The following is an 18,172-nucleotide window of genomic DNA, read 5'->3' as shown; positions in this document are numbered from 1 at the left end:
GGAAGAGGGGGGACGGTCATTCCGGACGGATCGGTTGCGGCAGCCGCGTCATCGTGGCACACATCACAGCGGCCGCCATCCCGCCGAGGATGAAGACGAGGTCGCCGATCCCGCCGCCGAACACCCCGTCCCCTTCCGGGCGTCCGAGGCTCAGCCAGACCACGGCGCCGAGCCAGCCGGCCACCGGCGCGGCCGCGCCGAGCTGGTTGCCGGTGACGCGCACGCCGGCGTGGAAGAGGGCGGCGGAGGCGAGCAGGGCGAGCAGCAGGCCGCCGGGGAGCCAGGCCGCCTGGACGAGCGAGCCGGCCAGGCCGACGGCGAAGCCGAGCACGGCGAGCAGCAGGTAGGCGGCGCCGCGGCCGGGGGTGAAGGTGTTCACGCCTCCACCCCCGCGAACAGGTCGTGCTCGCGCTCGCCGCGGGGCGCGCCGCTGGTGCCGTGCGCCAGCTCGTAGTACTCGGTGGTGAAGATCGGCTGGCCGAGGTCGTTGGAGAGCGCGAAGAACGGCCCCTCGACGGCCACCTGGGTGGCGTGGGCGCGCATCGCGGCGGCCTTCCGCGCGGCGTAGGCGGTGCCGTCGACCTCGGCGGTGATCCGCTCGTCGGGGACGACGCCGGGCACGTCGTCGAGGGCGGCGACGCCGGGGAAGTCCGGGGCCGCGGCGCGCAGCCGGGCGAAGGCCTCCTCGGCGACCGTGCGCGGGACGCGGTTCCAGTAGAGCTTGGCGACGGCGTGCGCCGGGCCGAGGTCCGGGCGGTGGGCGGGGTCGGCGGCCAGTTCGGCGGCCCGGGTGGCGACCCGGTGGGCCTGGATGTGGTCGGGGTGGCCGTAGCCGCCGTCGGGGTCGTAGGTGACCAGGACCTGGGGGCGTACGGAACGGATCACCTCGACGAGGTACCCGGCGGCCTCGTCCACGGGGGTGTTCCAGAACGCGCCGGGGCGCCGGTTCTGCTCGGCGCCCATCATCCCGGAGTCGCGGAAGCGCCCGGGTCCGCCCAGGAAGCGGTGGTCGGTGACGCCCAGCTCCTCCATCGCGTCGGCGAGCTCGCCGACGCGATGGGGGCCCAGCGTGTCGTCCCGGTCGGGCGCGAGGTGGGCGAGGGCGGGCGGGATGACCTCGCCCTCCTCACCGCGCGTGCAGGTCACCAGGGTGACGTGCACGCCCTCGGCCGCGTACCGGGCCATGGTCGCGCCGTTGTTGATCGACTCGTCGTCGGGGTGCGCGTGCACCAGGAGCAGACGACGGGCGGGAAGATCCGTCATGGCCCCAGCCTACGAGGCCGGAGCCGCGGGCTCAGAACGTGATGGCGGGAGCCGCGGGCCCTGAACCCGATGGCGGGAGCCGCGGGCTCAGAACTTGATGCCGCCGAGCATCCCCGCCACGTTCGTGGTCAGCGAGCTGATGGTCGGGGCGATGGACGAGCTCGCCAGGTAGAAGCCGAGCAGCACGCAGACCGCCGCGTGTCCGGCTTTGAGTCCGGATTTCCGGACCAGCAGGAAGACGACGATCGCCAGCAGCACCACCGCCGAAATCGAGAGTGCCACGGCGGTTCACCTCCATACATATCCGGACTGAAACGGTCAGCATGCGACTGCCAGCAGGTTCATACCCACCTAGCGCTACGGATCATAACTATCCGTGCCAACGCATCGATCGGTGCACGGCAGCACACGGGGGCGCACAGGCCCTAGATTCGGTCGCATGACCTCGAGGCAGCAGCTCTCCTTCCCAAGGCAGTTCGCCAGGACCCAGCGCTTCGCCCTCGGTGCGCCCCGGGCGTTCACCGTCTCCCCCGACAACCTCCGGGTGGTCTTCCTCCGCTCCCCCTCGGGCACCCAACGCACCCATCAACTCTGGGTCCTTGACCTTGAGGGCGAGTCGCGCGAGCGGCTGGCCGCGGACCCGGCCGCCCTGCTCGGCGGGGCCGACGAGCAGCTCTCGGAGCGGGAGCGGGCGCGCCGCGAGCGCTCCCGGGAGGGCTCGGCGGGGATCGTCGACTACGCGGTGGACGCGGCCGTGGAGCTGGCGGCGTTCGCCCTGTCGGGGCGGCTGTTCACCGCTGAGCTGCGGGCGGGCACGGCGTCCGAACTCCCGGTCGCCGGACCGGTGATCGACCCGCGGCCCTCCCCGGACGGGCGCCACGTGGCGTACGTGAGCGACGGCGCGCTGCGCGTGGTCGGCGCGGACGGCACCGGCGACCGGGCGCTGGCGGAGCCCGAGGGACCCCAAGTGACCTACGGACTGGCCGAGTTCATCGCGGCCGAGGAGATGGGACGGCTGCGCGGCCACTGGTGGTCGCCGGAGTCGGACCGGCTGCTGGTGGCGCGGGCCGACGAGTCGCCGGTGCGGCAGTGGTGGATCGCGGACGCGGCGCACCCGGACCGGGAGCCGGCCCGGGTCGGCTACCCGGCGGCGGGCACGGCCAACGCGGAGGTGCGGCTGTACGCGTACGGGCTGGACGGCTCGCGGGTGGAGGTCGGCTGGGACCGGGCCCGCTACCCGTACCTGGCGCGGGTGCACTGGTCGGCGGCCGGGGCGCCGCTGCTGCTCGTGCAGGCGCGGGACCAGCGCACCCAGGCGTACCTGGCGGTGGACCCGGACCGCGGGACCACCCGGACGGTGCACGTGGACGAGGACGCGGTCTGGCTGGAGCTGCTGCCCGGGGTGCCGGCCTGGACGCCGGACGGGCGGCTGGTGCGCATCGCGGACGAGGGCGGGGCGCGGGTGCTCGCGGTGGGCGACCGGACGCTGACGGGCGGCCGGCTGCACGTACGGGCGGTCCTGGACGCGGGCGGTCCCGACGTCCTGGTGCAGGCGTCGGCCGGGGCGGAGGCGGCCGACGCGGAGGTCGGGCAGGTCCACGTGTACCGGGTCAGCGAGCTGGGCGCGGAGCGGATCTCCGAGGGGCCCGGGGTGCACTCGGCGGTGCGCTCGGGCGCGGTGACGCTGCTGTCGTCGGCGCGGCCGGAGGAGCCCGGGACGCGGGTGCGGGTGCTGCGGGAGGGCAAGCGGGAGGCGGTGGTGGTCTCGCACGCCCAGACGCCGGTGCTCTCGCCCCGGGTGCGGCTGACCACGGCGGGCCCGCGGCGGGTGCCGTGCGCGGTGCTGCTGCCCACCGGCCACCGCGAGGGCGACGGGCCGCTCCCGGTGCTCCTGGACCCCTACGGCGGCCCGCACGGGCAGCGGGTGGTCGCGGCGCACAACCCGCACCTGACCTCGCAGTGGTTCGCGGACCAGGGCTTCGCGGTGGTCGTCGCCGACGGGCGCGGCACGCCCGGGCACGGACCCGGCTGGGAGAAGGCGATCAGGGACGACCTGACGGTGACGCTGGACGACCAGGTGGAGGCGCTGCACGCGCTCGCCGGGGAGTTCCCGCTGGACCTGGGCCGGGTGGGCGTGCGCGGCTGGTCCTACGGCGGCTACCTGGCCGCGCTGGCGGTGCTGCGCCGCCCGGACGTCTTCCACGCGGCGGTGGCGGGCGCCCCGGTGACCGACTGGCGGCTGTACGACACCCACTACACCGAGCGCTACCTGGGCGACCCGGTGGCCCAGCCGGAGGCGTACCGCAGGAGCTCGCTGGTCACCGAGGACGGTCTGCTCTCCGAACCGGCCGAGCCGCACCGGCCGTTGATGCTGGTGCACGGCACGGCCGACGACAACGTGGTGGTGGCGCACACCCTGCGGCTGTCCTCGGCGCTGCTCGCGGCGGGCCGCCCGCACGAGGTGCTGCCGCTGACCGGGGTGACCCACATGACGCCGCAGGAGCAGATCGCGGAGAACCTGCTGCTGCTCCAGGTCGATTTCCTGAAGCGCTCGCTGAAGATCGGATAGGTTTCCGCGGAACGGGCGACCGGCCGGGGCGACATGGCGCGCCCCGGCCGGTCAACGGCACCCGCACGGCCGTACGTTGTTCAGCGTGGCCGTTCCGTATATCGGTGCCGCGTCGGTTCGATTGCCTTCTTGTTAACGAAGGCGATGCGCATTTTTCCTCCGATGTCGCCCGGCCGCATCCGCTGTCAAGCACGCCGTCACGACGATCCGCCATACCTTCGCTCAAGATGCGCGTGGCTACCACACCTTTCCCCGCCGGACCCTTGACTGGCGTAGACCGCCATTGCCACAGTCCGCTCATCCCGAACCACGAGCGTGCGCCACGACTGTCGGGGGACATGACGCGATGAGCAGCCCGTCTCAGGCCGGTGCGGCCGGAGTTGACGCACCATCGACCGATCCCGCGCTGATCCCGGGCGCCGTCGGGAAGGACGCCGGCCGACTGCCGGGGCGCTCGCCGGGACAGCTGATGTGGCGGCGTTTCAAGCGCGACCGCACGGGGGTGGTCTCGGCCTACGTGGTGCTGTTCTTCATCGCGGTGGCCGCACTCGCGCCGGTGATCTCGTGGCTGTACGGAAAGGACCCCTACACCACCTACGGACTCGACCGTCCCGGGCTGCTCAACGAGTTCTCCTACCCCGTGAAGCCCAACGGCGGAATCGACTCCGAATTCTGGTTCGGAATCGAACCGCAGCTCGGCCGGGACGTGTTCACCCAATTGATCTACGGAATCCGGACCTCGCTGCTGATCGCCCTGGTGGTGACGGTGCTCTGCACGGTGACCGGGATCGTGGTCGGCGTGGTCGCGGGGTACGCGGGCGGGCGCACCGACTACTTCCTGGGCCGCTTCATCGACCTGCTGCTCGCCTTCCCCTCTCAGCTGTCGTTCGTGGCCTTCACCCCGGTGGTGTACGCCCTGTTCGTCAGCCCGGAGCGGGAGACGCCCACCTACCTGCGGGTGGTCACGCTGGTGATCGTGATGTGGGCGCTGGGCTGGATGGCGCTGGCCCGGCTGCTGCGCGGGCAGGTGCTGAGCCTGCGGGAGCGGGAGTTCATCGAGGCGGCGCGGGTCTCGGGGGCCTCGCCGTGGCGGATCATCCGCAAGGAGCTGCTCCCCAACCTGTGGACGCCGATCCTGGTGCAGTCCACGCTCATGCTGCCCAACTTCGTGACCATCGAGGCCGGGCTCTCCTTCCTCGGCGTGGGCATCGTCGAGCCCACGCCCGACTGGGGCCGGATGTTCCGCGCGGGCGCGGCGTACTACCACGACGACATCACCTACATGTTCTTCCCCGGCATCGCGATGGTGGTCTTCGTGGTCGCCTTCAACCTGCTCGGGGACTCCGTCCGGGACGCCTTCGACCCCAGGTCCCGGGTCTAGCAAGGCCGTTCGGCAGCACGTGCACAGCTCAGCTCGGTCCAGGCTCAGGGCAGCAACGACGGACAGGCAGGTGCAACTCCCCATGCGTGATCAACTGTTGAGCAGAGGACGGCTGGCGGCCGTGGCTCTGGCCACCGGGGCGCTGCTCCTCTCCGCCTGCAGCAGCGGCGGAGGGGGCGGCGGGGGCGGCAAGGGCGAGGGGGCGACGGGCCCGGACAAGAACAAGGCGGGGAACTACCGGATCGGCAACGCCGCCGACTCCAAGGGCCCCGCCCCCGCGGTGAAGGGCGCCAAGAGCGGCGGCACGGTCAACGTGCTCCAGCTGGCGGCCTTCAACTACCTGGACCCTGCCGAGATCTACTACTCGGACACCCTCACCAACCAGCTGCTCTACAACCGCTCGCTGACCGGCTACAAGATCGACGAGAAGGGGAAGGTGACCCTGGTCGGCGACCTGGCCACCGACCCGGGCAGGTCCTCCGACGGCGGGAAGACCTGGACGTACACGCTCAAGTCCGGACTCGCCTGGGAGGACGGCTCGAAGATCACCTCGGCCGACGTCCGGCAGAGCGTGGAGCGGCTGTACGCGAGCTGGGCCACCGACGGCCCGCTGTACGTGCCGCAGTGGCTCTCCGGTGACGGCCAGGACTTCCGCAAGGCGCTGCCCGACGGGCCGTACAAGGGCAAGCACCTGCCCGCGTCCGTGCTCGACACCCCGGACGAGAAGACGGTCGTCTTCCACTTCCGCACCGCGCACCCCGACGCCCCGTACGCGATGGCCATGCCCAACATCGGCGCGGTGCCCTCGGCGCCCGGCAAGGACCCCGGCGAGCCCTACAACAAGCGCCCGCTGGCCTCGGGTCCGTACAAGTTCGGGGAGATCAAGACCGGCAAGTCCATCTCCATGGTCAAGAACACCCAGTGGAAGGCGGACACCGACCCGATCCGCCACCAGTACGTCGACGGCTTCCAGATCAGCTTCGGCAGCGAGGAGGCCGAGACCACCCGCAGGCTGCTCGCCGACCGCGGCTCCGACAAGACCGCCATGTCCTTCTCCGACGCGGTGACCACCGACACCGCGCAGTCGGTGCTCGACGACCCGGGCACCAAGTCCCGGTCCTTCCGCGAGGTCCAGCCGTACGAGGACTACATGGCGATCAACACCCGCCGGGTGAAGGACAAGCGGGTGCGCGAGGCCATCGCCTACGCGCTGCCCAGCGCGCAGATCCTGGCCCAGGTGGGCGGCAAGACCGGCGGGGTGGTGGCGGGCAACCTGATGTCGCCGTCGCTGGCCGGCTGGCAGGACACCGACCCGTTCGGCAAGAAGAAGTACGCGGGCGGCGACACGGCCAAGGCGAAGCAGCTGCTGAAGGAGGCCGGCGCCGAGGGCTACGAGCTGGTGTACGCCTACCGCAACGACGAGATCTACCAGAAGGTCTCCGTGGTGGTCGCCCAGGCGCTGGAGAAGGCCGGGTTCAAGGTGGAGAAGAAGGAGATCGACCCGGACAACTTCCGTGACGAGATCTCCAAGGTCGACAAGAAGATCGACATCCACCGGGCGTCCTGGGGCGCGGACTGGCCGGTCGGCTCGACCGTCGTGCCGCCGCTCTTCGACGGCCGGCAGATCTCCGACGGCTCGCAGAACTACTGGCTGCTGAACGACCCGAAGGTCAACGCGGAGATCGACCGGATCAACAAGGTCCAGGACATCGACGCGGCCGCGCCCGAGTGGTTCAAGCTCTCCGAGAAGATCCTCACCGACGACGTCCCGGCGGTGCCGATCTTCTACAACACCCAGTACTCGCTGTGGGGTTCCGGCCTCGGCGGCGTGAAGTACCACTCCGTGTACGGCACGGCGGACCCGACCGGCGTCTACGTCAAGTAGCGCCGCCCGCACACCCACCGGGTCCGCGCCCGCACCGGCGCGGACCCGCACCGCCCGAACCGGGGAAGACCGAACCGGAGAAGAGACCCCGCCGCCATGCTTCGATTCCTGGTGCGCCGGACGCTCGGCGCCAGCGTCATCATCCTGCTGATCAGCGCCATCACGTTCTTCCTCTTCTTCGCGCTGCCCTCGCAGCCCGCGATGCTCTCCTGCGGGAAGAACTGCGACCCGGCGGCCATCGCGCTCATCAACCGGAACCTGGGCCTCGACGACCCGGTGCCGGTGCAGTACTGGCACTACCTGGTGGGGATCTTCGCGGGCCGGGACTTCTCCCTCGGCCACTGCCCCGCGCCCTGCCTGGGCTACTCCTTCAACGACCAGACGCTGGTGTGGGACACCATCGTCGACCGCTACCCCACCACGCTCTCCCTCGCCGTCGGCGGCACCGTGGTCTTCCTGGTGGTCGGCGTCGGCATCGGGATGCTCGCGGCGGCCCGCCGGGGCACCCTGACCGACAAGGTGTTCAGCTCCCTGTCGCTGGTCGCCAACTCGATGCAGATCTACTTCGTCGGCACCCTCGCGCTGTGGCTGCTGGTGGACTCCACCGGCTGGCTGGACCGGCCCGCGTACGTGCCGATCACCCGGGACCCGGTGGGCTGGTTCACCGGGATGCTGCTGCCCTGGCTGATCCTGTCCATCGTCTTCGTCGCCAACTACAGCCGCATGACCCGCTCGCAGATGATCGAGCAGCTCGGCGAGGAGCACGTGCGCACCGCCCGCGCCAAGGGGATGAGCCGCTCCGCCGTCTTCTTCCGGTACGCCTGGCGGGGCGCCCTGGCCCCGATCGTGACGATCCTCGGCATCGACCTGGGCAGCCTGTTCGGCGGCGCCATGATCACCGAGTTCACCTTCACGCTGCACGGCCTGGGGCGGCTCGCGGTGGAGTCGGTGACCGAGAAGGACCTGCCGATGCTGATGGGCGTGATGCTCTTCAGCTGCACCGCGATCGTCCTCGCCAACATCGTCGTCGACGCCCTGTACGCCTTCATCGACCCGCGCGTGCGGCTGTCCTAGGAGCTGCCTTGACCGAAGCCATCCGGGACCACGGGGCGGCGCCCGCGCCCGCCGGGGACGGGGCCTTCCTGTCCGTGCGCGACCTGCGGGTCCGCTTCTCCACCGAGGACGGGACCGTACGGGCCGTCGACGGGCTCTCCTTCGACCTGGCGCGCGGCCGCACCCTCGGCATCGTCGGCGAGTCCGGCTCCGGCAAGTCCGTCACCAGCCTGTCCGTCCTCGGGCTGCACGACCCGGCGACCTCCCGCACCGAGGGCGAGATCCTGCTGGACGGCCAGGAGGTCACCGGCGCCGACGAGCGCACCCTGGAGCGGCTGCGCGGCAGCAAGGTCGCGATGATCTTCCAGGACTCGCTGAGCGCCCTCTCGCCGTACTACACGATCGGGCGGCAGATCGCGGAGCCGTACCGCAAGCACACCGGGGCCTCCCGGCGCGCGGCGTGGGACCGGGCGGTGGAGATGCTCGGCAAGGTGGGCATCCCCCGGCCCGGGCTGCGCGCCCGGGACTACCCGCACCAGTTCTCCGGCGGGATGCGCCAGCGCGCCATGATCGCGATGGCGCTGGTCTGCGACCCCGAGCTGCTGATCGCGGACGAGCCGACGACGGCGCTCGACGTGACCGTGCAGGCGCAGATCCTGGACCTGCTGGCCGAGCTCCAGCAGGAGTTCGGCTCGGCGATCATCCTGATCACCCACGACCTGGGGGTGGTCGCCAACACCGCGGACGACCTGCTGGTGATGTACGCGGGCCGGGCGGTGGAGCGCGGCACGGTGCGCGAGGTGCTGCGCGACCCCCGGCACCCGTACACCTGGGGGCTGCTCGGCTCGATGCCGCGCCTGGAGTCGGACGTGGACGAGCCGCTGCGGCCGATCCCGGGCACGCCGCCGAGCCTGCTCGACCCGCCCTCCGGCTGCCCCTTCCACCCGCGCTGCCCGCACACCGCCCTGGTGCCGCGGGGACGGTGCGCGTCGGAGCGGCCCGCGATGCCCGAAGGGCGGGGCGCGGCCTGCCACTTGAGTCCCGCGGACAAGCGGGGGATCCGGTTCCCTGGAGGCGTACGGTGACGGAACTGCTGACGGCCCGGGGGCTGACCAAGTACTTCCCCGTGACGGGCGGTTTCCCCTTCCGGCGCCGGGTGGGCTCCGTGCAGGCGGTGGACGGCGTCGACCTGACCGTGCGGGAGGGCGAGAGCTTCGGCCTGGTCGGCGAGTCGGGGTGCGGCAAGTCCACCACCGGGCGGCTGCTGACCCGGCTGCTCGAACCGACCTCGGGGACCATCACCTACCGGGGCCGCGACATCACCCGGGCCGGGCGCAAGGAGCTGGCGCCGATCCGCTCCGAGATCCAGATGATCTTCCAGGACCCCTACTCGTCGCTCAACCCGCGCCAGACGGTCGGCACGATCATCTCGGGACCGATGGAGATCAACGGCCTGAAGCCGCCCGGCGGGCGCGAGGCCCGGGTGCGCGAGCTGCTGGAGACCGTGGGCCTCAACCCCGAGCACTACAACCGCTTCCCGCACGAGTTCTCCGGCGGGCAGCGCCAGCGCATCGGGGTGGCCCGGGCGCTGGCCCTTGAGCCCCGGCTGATCGTGGCCGACGAGCCGGTCTCGGCGCTGGACGTGTCGATCCAGGCGCAGGTGGTGAACCTGCTCCAGGAGCTCCAGCGGGAGCTGGGCATCGCGTTCCTGTTCATCGCCCACGACCTGGCCGTGGTGCGGCACTTCTCGCAGCGGATCGCGGTGATGTACCTGGGCAAGGTGGTGGAGGTGGGCGGCCGCGAGGCGATCTACCGGCGCCCCCGCCACCCGTACACCCACGCGCTGCTCTCGGCGGTCCCGGAGGCGACCGTGGACGCCGCCGAGGACGCCGAGGGCCGCGAGCGCATCCGGCTGCACGGCGACGTGCCGTCCCCGGTGGACCCGCCCTCGGGCTGCCGCTTCCGCACCCGCTGCTGGAAGGCCACGGACCTGTGCGCCGCGCAGGAGCCGCCGCTGGTGCGCATCGAGGGCAATGCGGCGGACCACCTGACGGCCTGCCACCACCCGGAGGCGGGGACGGTCAAGGCCGACCCCGCCCCCTGAGGCACCCCTAGGGCACCACGTGCTTCTCCTCGGCGAAGTGGCACGCCGACTCGTGCGCCGCGGGCGTGTCGGCGAGCCGCAGCTCCGCCGGGACCGCCAGCAGCGGCACCTCCAGCTCGCAGCGCTCCTTCGCCTTCCAGCAGCGGGTGCGGAAGCGGCAGCCGGAGGGCGGGTTCGCCGGGGACGGCACGTCGCCGCTCAGGATGATCCGCTCCCGGCGCTCACGGGCCGCCGGGTCGGGCACCGGCACCGCCGACAGCAGCGCCTGGGTGTAGGGGTGCGTCGGGTGGTCGTAGATCTCGGCGTCCGTGCCGATCTCCACGAGCCGGCCCAGGTACATGACCCCGACCCGGTCGGAGATGTGCCGCACGATGGACAGGTCGTGCGCGATGAAGACGTACGAGAGCGAGAACTCGTCCTGCAGCCGCTCCAGCAGGTTCACCACCTGGGCCTGCACCGAGACGTCCAGGGCCGAGACCGGCTCGTCCGCCACGATGATCTCCGGCTGGAGCGCGAGGCCGCGCGCGATGCCGATGCGCTGGCGCTGGCCGCCGGAGAACTGGTGCGGGTAGCGGTTGATGTACTCGGGGTTGAGCCCGACCACGTCCAGCAGGTCCTGCACCTTGCGACGGCGCGAGCCCTTGGGGGCGACCTCGGGGTGGATCTCGTACGGCTCCCCGATGATGTCGCCGACCGTCATCCGCGGGTTCAGCGAGGTGTACGGGTCCTGGAACACCATCTGGATGTTGCGGCGCACCGCCTTCAGGGCCCGGCCGGACAGCTTGGTGATGTCCTCGCCCTTGTACCGGATCTCCCCGGACGTCGGGCTCTCCAGGTTGACCAGCATCTTGGCGACGGTCGACTTGCCGCAGCCGGACTCGCCCACGATGCCCAGCGTCTCGCCCGCCCCGAGTCCGAAGGACACCCCGTCGACGGCCTTGACCGCGCCCACCTGCTTCTTGAACAGGATGCCCTGGGTCAGCGGGAAGTGCTTGACCAGGTCGCGCACTTCGAGGATCGGCTCAGCCATCGAGGCACTCCTTCCAGAAGTGGCAGGCGCTCCGGCGGCCGGGGGCCACCTCGGCGAGCGGCGGCACGTCCGTGCGGCACACGTCGCGGGCCATCGGGCAGCGCGGGTTGAAGGCGCACCCCGAGGGGATGGCCAGCAGGTTGGGCGGCAGGCCCTTGATCGCGTACAGCTCCTGCCCCTTCTGGTCCAGGCGCGGGATCGAGTCGAGCAGGCCCCGGGTGTAGGGGTGGGCGGGGTTCTTGTAGATCTCGTGCACCGGGGCGGACTCCACGATCCGGCCCGCGTACATCACCGCGATCTTGTCCGCGACGTCGGCGACCACGCCCAGGTCGTGGGTGATCAGGATCAGGCCCATGTTGTGCCGGGCCTGGAGCTCGGCGAGCAGGTCCATCACCTGGGCCTGGACGGTGACGTCCAGGGCGGTGGTCGGCTCGTCCGCGATGATCAGGTCCGGCTCCAGGGCCATCGCCATGGCGATCATGATGCGCTGGCGCATGCCGCCGGAGAACTGGTGCGGGTACTGCCCCACCCGCTCCTTGGCCGCCGGGATGCGCACCTCGTCCATCAGCTCGATCGCCTTGGCCCTGGCGTCCTTCCTGGACATGCCCCGGTGCACCACGAACATCTCGCCGAGCTGCTCCCCCACGCTGAGCACGGGGTTGAGCGAGGACAGCGCGTCCTGGAAGATCATCGCCATCTTCGCGCCGCGGATCTTCCGGCGCTCCTCCTCCTTGAGCTTCAGCAGGTCCTGGCCCTGGAAGAGGATCTCGCCGCCCGCGATCCGTCCCGGCGGCACGTCGAGGATGCCCATGACCGCCTGCGCGGTCACCGACTTCCCCGAGCCGGACTCGCCGAGCACGGCCAGCGTCTCGCCCGCGTCCACCGAGTAGTTGACCCCGTTGACGGCCTTGGCGACCCCGTCCCGTGTCCTGAACTCCACCTGGAGGTCCCGCACTTCGAGCAGCATGACGTCCAACTCCTCAGCGCAGCTTGGGGTCGAGGGCGTCGCGCACCGCGTCGCCGAGCATGATGAACGCGAGCACGGTGAGGGCCAGCGCGCCGGCCGGCCAGAGCAGCATGTGCGGGGCGTTGCGGATGTACTGGGCGGCCGCCGAGATGTCGATGCCCCAGGAGACCGTCGGCGGCTTCAGGCCGACGCCGAGGAAGGACAGGGTGGCCTCCAGCGCGATGTACGTGCCGAGCGCGATGGTGGCGACGACGATCACCGGGGCCAGCGCGTTGGGCGCGATGTGCCGCAGCAGCATCCGGGAGTTGGAGGCGCCCAGCGCCCGGGCCGCGGAGACGTAGTCGTTCTGCTTGGCGGTGATCACCGAGCCGCGCGCGATGCGGGCGATCTGCGGCCAGCCGAGCAGCACCATGAAGGCGATCACCGGCCAGACCGTGGAGGAGGTGACCACGGAGAGGAAGACCAGGCCGCCGAGGACGACCGGGATGCCGAAGAAGATGTCGGTGATCCGCGACAGCAGGGCGTCCCAGCCGCCGCCGAAGAAGCCGGCCAGACCGCCGAGCACCGAGCCGAGCACCGCGACGCCCAGCGTGGTCAGGACGCCCACCAGGACCGAGGTGCGGGCCCCGTAGACGGTGCGGGTGTAGACGTCGCAGCCCTGGCCGTCGAAGCCGAAGGGGTGGCCGGGCTGGGAGCCCTGCTGCGCCTTGCCCAGGTCGCACTTGAGCGGGTTGCCCGACGCGATCAGCGACGGCCAGATCGAGATGACGACCAGGAACAGGATGACCAGCGCGGAGATGATGAAGACCGGGTTGCGCCGCAGGTCGCGCCAGGCGTCGGACCACAGCGAGCGCGGCTTGTTCGCGGGGCCGGTGCCGCCGGGGCCGCCGGGCGCACCGGCCACGCTGCCCGCCTCGCTGGCGGCCAGGTCCATCGCACCGCCGGCCCCGGTCGCTGCGATCGCGCCCTCGTTGTTCTCAGGCATAGCGGATCCTCGGGTCGAGTACGGCGTACAGAAGGTCCACGAGCAGGTTGGCGACGAGGAAGACCAGCACCAGCACGGTCACGAAGCCGACCACGGTCTGGCTGTTCTGCCGCAGGATGCCCTGGTAGAGCTGGTAGCCGACGCCGTGGATGTTGAAGATCCGCTCGGTGACGATCGCCCCGCCCATCAGGGCGCCGACGTCGGTGCCGATGAAGGTGACCACCGGGATGAGCGAGTTGCGCAGTAGGTGGCGGGAGATGATCCGGCGCCGGGGCAGGCCCTTGGCGACGGCGGTGCGGACGTAGTCGGCGCGGGCGTTCTCGGCGATCGAGGTGCGGGTGAGCCGGGTGACGTACGCGAGCGAGACCGAGGCGAGCACCAGGCCGGGCACGATCAGCTCGTTCACCGGCGCCTCGGGCGAGACGGCGGGCTTGATGACGCCCCACTCCACGCCCAGCAGCAGCTGGGCGAGGAGTCCGGTGACGAAGGTGGGCACCGCGATGACGACCAGGGTCAGCATCAGCACCGTGGTGTCGATCGGCTTGCCGCGGCGCAGCCCGGTGAGCACGCCGAGGGTGATGCCGATGACGATCTCGAAGAAGATCGCCACCAGGGTGAGCCGGATGGTCACCGGGAAGGCCGTCGACATCAGCTCGGTGACCTTCTGACCGTTGAACGCGGTGCCGAAGTCCCCGGTGAAGACGTGGCCCATGTAGGTCAGGTACTGCTGCCACACGGGCTTGTCGAGGCCGAAGTCCGAGGTCAGCTTGGCGGCCAGCGCGGGGTCGCACTGGCGGTCGCCGCACAGCCCCGCGATGGGGTCGCCCATCACGTTGACCATCAGGAAGATCAGCAGCGTGGTGCCGATGAAGACCGGGATCATCTGCAACAGGCGCCGGACCACATATCGCCCCATGGCGGCACTCCCCTTCCGGCGTCCGGTCTCAGCTGACCTTGATCTCGTTGTAGACCGGCACGCTGAAGGGGTTCAGCGACACGTTCGACACCCGCGAGGAGTAGCCGGCGCTGCCGTTCTGGTACCAGAGCGGGATCGCGGCCATCTGGTCCCGTACGACCTCCTCGGCCTGCTGGAAGAGCTCCACGGCCTTCTTGGTGTCCGGCTCGGCGTTGGCCTGGTCGACCAGCTTGTCGAACTGCGGGTTGCTGAACTGGCCGTCGTTGGAGGACGCGTTGGTGTAGTACAGCGGCTGCAGGAAGTTCTGGATCAGCGGGTAGTCCATCTGCCAGCCGGTGCGGAACGGCCCGGGCATCTTGTGCTGCCCGATCTGGTTGCGGAAGTCGGCGAAGGTGCCGACCGGGTTGCCGACGCAGGCCTTGTCGTTGTCGAGCGCGTTGTTGATCGAGTTGCAGACGGCGTCGACCCACTCCTTGTGCGAGCCGGTGTCCGCGTTGTACGAGACCTTCAGCTGGCCGCCCGGGATGCCGCCGCCCTCGGCGACCAGCTTCTTGGCCTCCGCCGGGTTGAAGGTGCACGCGTCGCCGCAGAGCGTGTCCTTGTAGCCGCCCTCCGCGCCGAGCACCGGCGAGGTCCAGTCCTTGGCGGGGGTGCGGGTCTTCTGGAAGATCGTGTCGGTGATCTGCTGGCGGTTGATCGCCATGGACAGGCCCTTGCGGACCTTGGCGCCGTTCTCGCCCTGCCAGCCCTGGTCGTAGAAGGGGATGCCGAGGGTCTGGATGATGCCGGCCGGGGTGTTGATGTACCGGTCGCCCAGGTCGTTCTTGACGTTCTTCAGCTGCGAGGCCGGGACGTCGTCGACCAGGTCCAGGTTGCCGGCGGTCAGGTCGGTGTAGGCGGTGTTGTTGTCGGTGTAGACCTTGAGGGTCACGCCGCCGTTCTGCGCCTTGTCGTCGCCCTTGTAGTCGGCCCACTTCTTGAGCTGCATCTGCGAGCCCTTGGTGTACGCGTCGACGCTGTACGGGCCGTTGCCGACGGGCTTGGACAGCCAGGCGGCGTGGTCCTTGAAGAAGGACTCGGGCAGCGGGGCGAACGCGGCGTAGCCCAGGGTCTCGGGGAAGGTCGAGAACTTCTGGTTCAGCTTGACCGTGAAGGTCAGCGGGTCGACGACCTTCAGGCCGCTCATGGTCTCGGCGGTGGGGGTGCCGGACTCGGGGTGGACCTTGTCGTAGCCCTCGATGTAGCCGAAGAAGTAGGCGTTCTTCTGGTTGTTCTTCAGGTGCGCGCCGTAGTTCCAGGCGTCCACGAAGGACTTCGAGGTGACCTTCTCGCCGTTGGAGAAGGTCCAGCCGTCCTTGATCTTGACGGTGAAGTTCGTGGAGTCGGTGGTGTCGATCTTCTCGGCGAGCATGTCCTTGGCCTCGCCGGTCTTGGGGTCGTACCGCTTCAGGCCCCGGAAGATCATGTCGAGGACCTTGCCGCCCTGGACCTCGTTGGTGTTCGCCGGCTCCAGCGGGTTCTGCGGGTCGCCCCAGGAGGAGCTCACGATGCCGTCGGCGCCGCTGCCGCCGCTGTCGCCCCCGCCACCGCAGGCCGTCGCGGCGAGTACGACGACCGCTGCGCAAGCGGTCCACTTGGCGTGCGTGGCTCCGCGCATGGAGTGCCTCCCGTGGGTACCAGATCTCACTTAGGCCCAAATATCACCCCATAACGCCCGGGCTGCACGTTCACCGCGTCCGTACGAAGACGACGGACCCCCCGGATGCCCGAGCGGGCTTCCGGGGGGTCCGTCGTGTACGGAGGGTCGGCTACGCCGCGTGGACGACGTCCTTCTCCTCGGCGAAGTGGCACGCCGACTCGTGCGCCGCGGGGGTCTCGGCCCCCTGGAAGCGCTCGGGGATCGCCAGCAGCGGCACCTCGGTGGCGCACTTGTCCTGCGCCTTCCAGCAGCGCGTGCGGAAGCGGCAGCCGGACGGCGGGTTCGCCGGCGACGGGACGTCACCGGTGAGGATGATCCGCTCGCGGCCCTCGCGGGCCGCCGGGTCGGGCACCGGGACCGCCGACAGCAGCGCCTGGGTGTAGGGGTGCGTCGGGTGGTCGTAGATCTGGGTGTCCGTGCCGATCTCGGCCATCTTGCCGAGGTACATCACGCCGACCCGGTCCGAGATGTGCCGGACGATCGACAGGTCGTGCGCGATGAAGATGTAGGACAGGTTGAACTCGTCCTGCAGCTTCTCCATCAGGTTGATGACCTGCGCCTGCACCGACACGTCGAGCGCGGAGACCGGCTCGTCGCAGATGATGATCTCCGGGTTGAGCGCGAGGCCGCGCGCGATGCCGATGCGCTGGCGCTGGCCGCCGGAGAACTGGTGCGGGTAGCGGTTGATGTACTCCGGGTTCAGGCCCACCACGTCCAGGAGCTCCTGCACCCGGCGCCGGCGGTCGCCCTTCGGGGCCACCTCGGGGTGGATGTCGAAGGTCTCCCCGATGATGTCGCCGACCGTCATGCGCGGGTTCAGCGAGGTGTACGGGTCCTGGAACACCATCTGGATGTTGCGGCGCACGGCCTTCAGGGCGCGGCCGGACAGCTTGGTGATGTCCTGGCCCTTGTAGAAGACCTCGCCGGAGGTGGCGTTCTCCAGCATCATCAGCAGCTTGGCGACGGTCGACTTGCCGCAGCCGGACTCGCCCACGATGCCCAGGGTCTCGCCCTGGTACAGGTCGAAGGAGATGCCGTCCACGGCCTTGACCGCGCCGACGTGCTTCTTGAAGAGGATGCCCTGGGTCAGCGGGAAGTGCTTGACCAGGTTGCGCACCTGGAGGATCGGCTCGCCGCGCTCCACCGGGGCCTCGATCGCCGCGACCGCCTGGGTCTCGCTGGAGACCTCGACGGTCTCCACCTCGGTGACGTTCGGCGTCGCGTCCACGGCCCCGTCGTTCTTGCTGGGCTCAGCCATGGATCGTCTCCTTCCAGAAGTGGCACGCGCTGCCGCGGCCGGGCAGGTCGCTGCCGTCCCGCTCGGTGACGGGCACCAGGGCCGGCACCTCCGTACGGCAGATGTCCTGCGCCTTCGGGCAGCGCGGGTTGAAGGCGCAGCCCGACGGGATCTTGAGCAGGTTGGGGGGCAGGCCCTTGATCGCGTACAGCTCCTGGCCCTTCTGGTCCAGGCGCGGGATCGAGTCGAGCAGACCCCGGGTGTACGGGTGCGCGGGGCGCTTGTAGAGCTCGTGCACCGGCGCGTTCTCCACGATGCGGCCCGCGTACATCACGGCGATCTTGTCCGCGACGTCGGCGACCACGCCGAGGTCGTGGGTGATCAGGATCAGGCCCATGTTGTACTCGCGCTGCAGCTCCGCCAGCAGGTCCATCACCTGGGCCTGGACGGTCACGTCGAGCGCGGTGGTCGGCTCGTCCGCGATGATCAGGTCCGGCTCCAGGGCCAGCGCCATGGCGATCATGATGCGCTGGCGCATGCCGCCGGAGAACTGGTGGGGGTAGTCGTTGACCCGGGCCTTGGCGGCCGGGATCTTGACCTTGTCCATCAGCTCGATGGCCTTGGCCTTGGCGTCCTTCTTGGACAGGCCCTGGTGCACCCGGAACATCTCGCCGAGCTGGTAGCCCACGCTGAGCACCGGGTTGAGCGACGACAGCGCGTCCTGGAAGATCATCGCGATCTTCCGGCCGCGGATCTTGCGGCGCTCGTCGGCGGACATCTTCAGCATGTCCTGCCCCTGGAAGAAGATCTCTCCCTTGGGGATGCGGCCGGGCGGCATGTCGAGGATGCCCATGATCGCCTGTGCGGTGACGGACTTGCCGGAGCCGGACTCGCCGAGCACGGCCAGCGTCTCGCCCGCGTTCAGCGAGTAGTTGACGCCGTTGACGGCCTTGGCGACACCGTCACGGGTGTGGAACTCGACGTGCAGGTCGCGGACCTCGAGCAGAGGCGTGGACTGCGAGCCGTTCGAGCGGGGCGCCGGGACGCCTGCGGTCTCTTCGATGATGGTCACGTACGCCCTCC

16 protein-coding genes are annotated in these 18,172 nt (G+C 70.4%); 6 read left to right on the top strand and 10 right to left on the bottom strand.

The window, feature by feature from the left end; all coding sequences use genetic code 11:
- Positions 1-16 precede the first annotated feature (16 nt).
- The 3 genes from ABT160_RS06580 to ABT160_RS06570 all read right to left on the bottom strand — a co-directional run bounded on the left by ABT160_RS06580 (position 17) and on the right by ABT160_RS06570 (position 1,545).
- A complete protein-coding gene (locus ABT160_RS06580) occupies positions 17-379 on the bottom strand; it encodes a DUF6113 family protein (protein WP_351644372.1) in 363 nt (120 codons plus the stop codon).
- The gene (gene mshB / locus ABT160_RS06575) at positions 376-1,263 is read right to left on the bottom strand and encodes an N-acetyl-1-D-myo-inositol-2-amino-2-deoxy-alpha-D-glucopyranoside deacetylase (RefSeq protein WP_351644369.1); all 888 of its coding nucleotides are present in this window, start codon (positions 1,261-1,263) and stop codon (positions 376-378) included. The genes ABT160_RS06580 and mshB overlap by 4 nt, the downstream gene beginning before the upstream one ends.
- An 87-nt stretch (positions 1,264-1,350) precedes the next feature.
- Positions 1,351-1,545 (bottom strand): hypothetical protein, encoded by a 195-nt coding sequence (locus ABT160_RS06570; protein ID WP_351644367.1) that lies wholly within the window; start codon positions 1,543-1,545, stop codon positions 1,351-1,353.
- Between the two features lie 157 nt (positions 1,546-1,702).
- Here ABT160_RS06570 and ABT160_RS06565 point away from each other — a divergent pair, with 157 nt between their 5' ends.
- The 6 genes from ABT160_RS06565 (at position 1,703) to ABT160_RS06540 (ending at position 10,255) form a co-directional block, all read left to right on the top strand.
- Positions 1,703-3,832 (top strand): S9 family peptidase, encoded by a 2,130-nt coding sequence (locus ABT160_RS06565; RefSeq protein ID WP_351644366.1) that lies wholly within the window; start codon positions 1,703-1,705, stop codon positions 3,830-3,832.
- Positions 3,833-4,178: 346 nt separating this feature from the next.
- Positions 4,179-5,213 carry an ABC transporter permease gene (locus ABT160_RS06560; protein WP_351644363.1) on the top strand — a complete coding sequence of 345 codons (1,035 nt, stop codon included), beginning with the start codon at positions 4,179-4,181 and terminating at the stop codon, positions 5,211-5,213.
- Positions 5,214-5,295: 82 nt separating this feature from the next.
- On the top strand, positions 5,296-7,098 hold the full coding sequence (locus tag ABT160_RS06555) for an ABC transporter substrate-binding protein (protein WP_351644360.1): 1,803 nt from the start codon (positions 5,296-5,298) through the stop codon (positions 7,096-7,098).
- 96 nt (positions 7,099-7,194) lie between these two features.
- The gene (locus tag ABT160_RS06550; protein WP_351644358.1) at positions 7,195-8,172 is read left to right on the top strand and encodes an ABC transporter permease; all 978 of its coding nucleotides are present in this window, start codon (positions 7,195-7,197) and stop codon (positions 8,170-8,172) included.
- 8 nt (positions 8,173-8,180) lie between these two features.
- The gene (locus ABT160_RS06545; RefSeq protein WP_351644356.1) at positions 8,181-9,236 is read left to right on the top strand and encodes an ABC transporter ATP-binding protein; all 1,056 of its coding nucleotides are present in this window, start codon (positions 8,181-8,183) and stop codon (positions 9,234-9,236) included.
- Positions 9,233-10,255, top strand: coding sequence for an ABC transporter ATP-binding protein (locus ABT160_RS06540; RefSeq protein WP_351644353.1), 1,023 nt, complete (start codon positions 9,233-9,235; stop codon positions 10,253-10,255). The genes ABT160_RS06545 and ABT160_RS06540 overlap by 4 nt, the downstream gene beginning before the upstream one ends.
- 7 nt (positions 10,256-10,262) lie before the next feature.
- Here ABT160_RS06540 and ABT160_RS06535 read toward each other — a convergent pair whose 3' ends face one another.
- From ABT160_RS06535 to ABT160_RS06505, 7 genes are all read right to left on the bottom strand, one after another.
- Positions 10,263-11,285: an ABC transporter ATP-binding protein gene (locus ABT160_RS06535; RefSeq protein ID WP_502984169.1), complete on the bottom strand. Its 1,023-nt coding sequence runs from the start codon at positions 11,283-11,285 to the stop codon at positions 10,263-10,265.
- Positions 11,278-12,252, bottom strand: a complete 975-nt coding sequence (locus ABT160_RS06530) for an ABC transporter ATP-binding protein (protein WP_351644350.1) — start codon at positions 12,250-12,252, stop codon at positions 11,278-11,280. The genes ABT160_RS06535 and ABT160_RS06530 overlap by 8 nt, the downstream gene beginning before the upstream one ends.
- Before the next feature lie 13 nt (positions 12,253-12,265).
- Positions 12,266-13,237 (bottom strand): ABC transporter permease, encoded by a 972-nt coding sequence (locus tag ABT160_RS06525; protein ID WP_351644348.1) that lies wholly within the window; start codon positions 13,235-13,237, stop codon positions 12,266-12,268.
- Positions 13,230-14,153, bottom strand: coding sequence for an ABC transporter permease (locus ABT160_RS06520; RefSeq protein WP_351644345.1), 924 nt, complete (start codon positions 14,151-14,153; stop codon positions 13,230-13,232). The genes ABT160_RS06525 and ABT160_RS06520 overlap by 8 nt, the downstream gene beginning before the upstream one ends.
- Before the next feature lie 28 nt (positions 14,154-14,181).
- On the bottom strand, positions 14,182-15,810 hold the full coding sequence (locus ABT160_RS06515) for a peptide ABC transporter substrate-binding protein (protein ID WP_351644342.1): 1,629 nt from the start codon (positions 15,808-15,810) through the stop codon (positions 14,182-14,184).
- Between the two features lie 151 nt (positions 15,811-15,961).
- Entirely contained in the window at positions 15,962-17,110 is a 1,149-nt protein-coding gene (locus ABT160_RS06510) for an ABC transporter ATP-binding protein (protein ID WP_351644340.1), read from the bottom strand.
- Positions 17,103-18,161 (bottom strand): ABC transporter ATP-binding protein, encoded by a 1,059-nt coding sequence (locus ABT160_RS06505; RefSeq protein ID WP_351644337.1) that lies wholly within the window; start codon positions 18,159-18,161, stop codon positions 17,103-17,105. Before ABT160_RS06505 ends, ABT160_RS06510 begins: the two co-directional genes overlap by 8 nt.
- Between the last annotated feature and the right edge of the window lie 11 nt (positions 18,162-18,172).

The sequence above is a fragment of the Streptomyces sp. NPDC001941 genome, from assembly GCF_040296945.1.
Lineage (GTDB): Bacteria > Actinomycetota > Actinomycetes > Streptomycetales > Streptomycetaceae > Streptomyces.
Note: the sequence above shows the minus strand (reverse complement) of the source record. Positions and strands in the feature narration are given on the sequence as shown.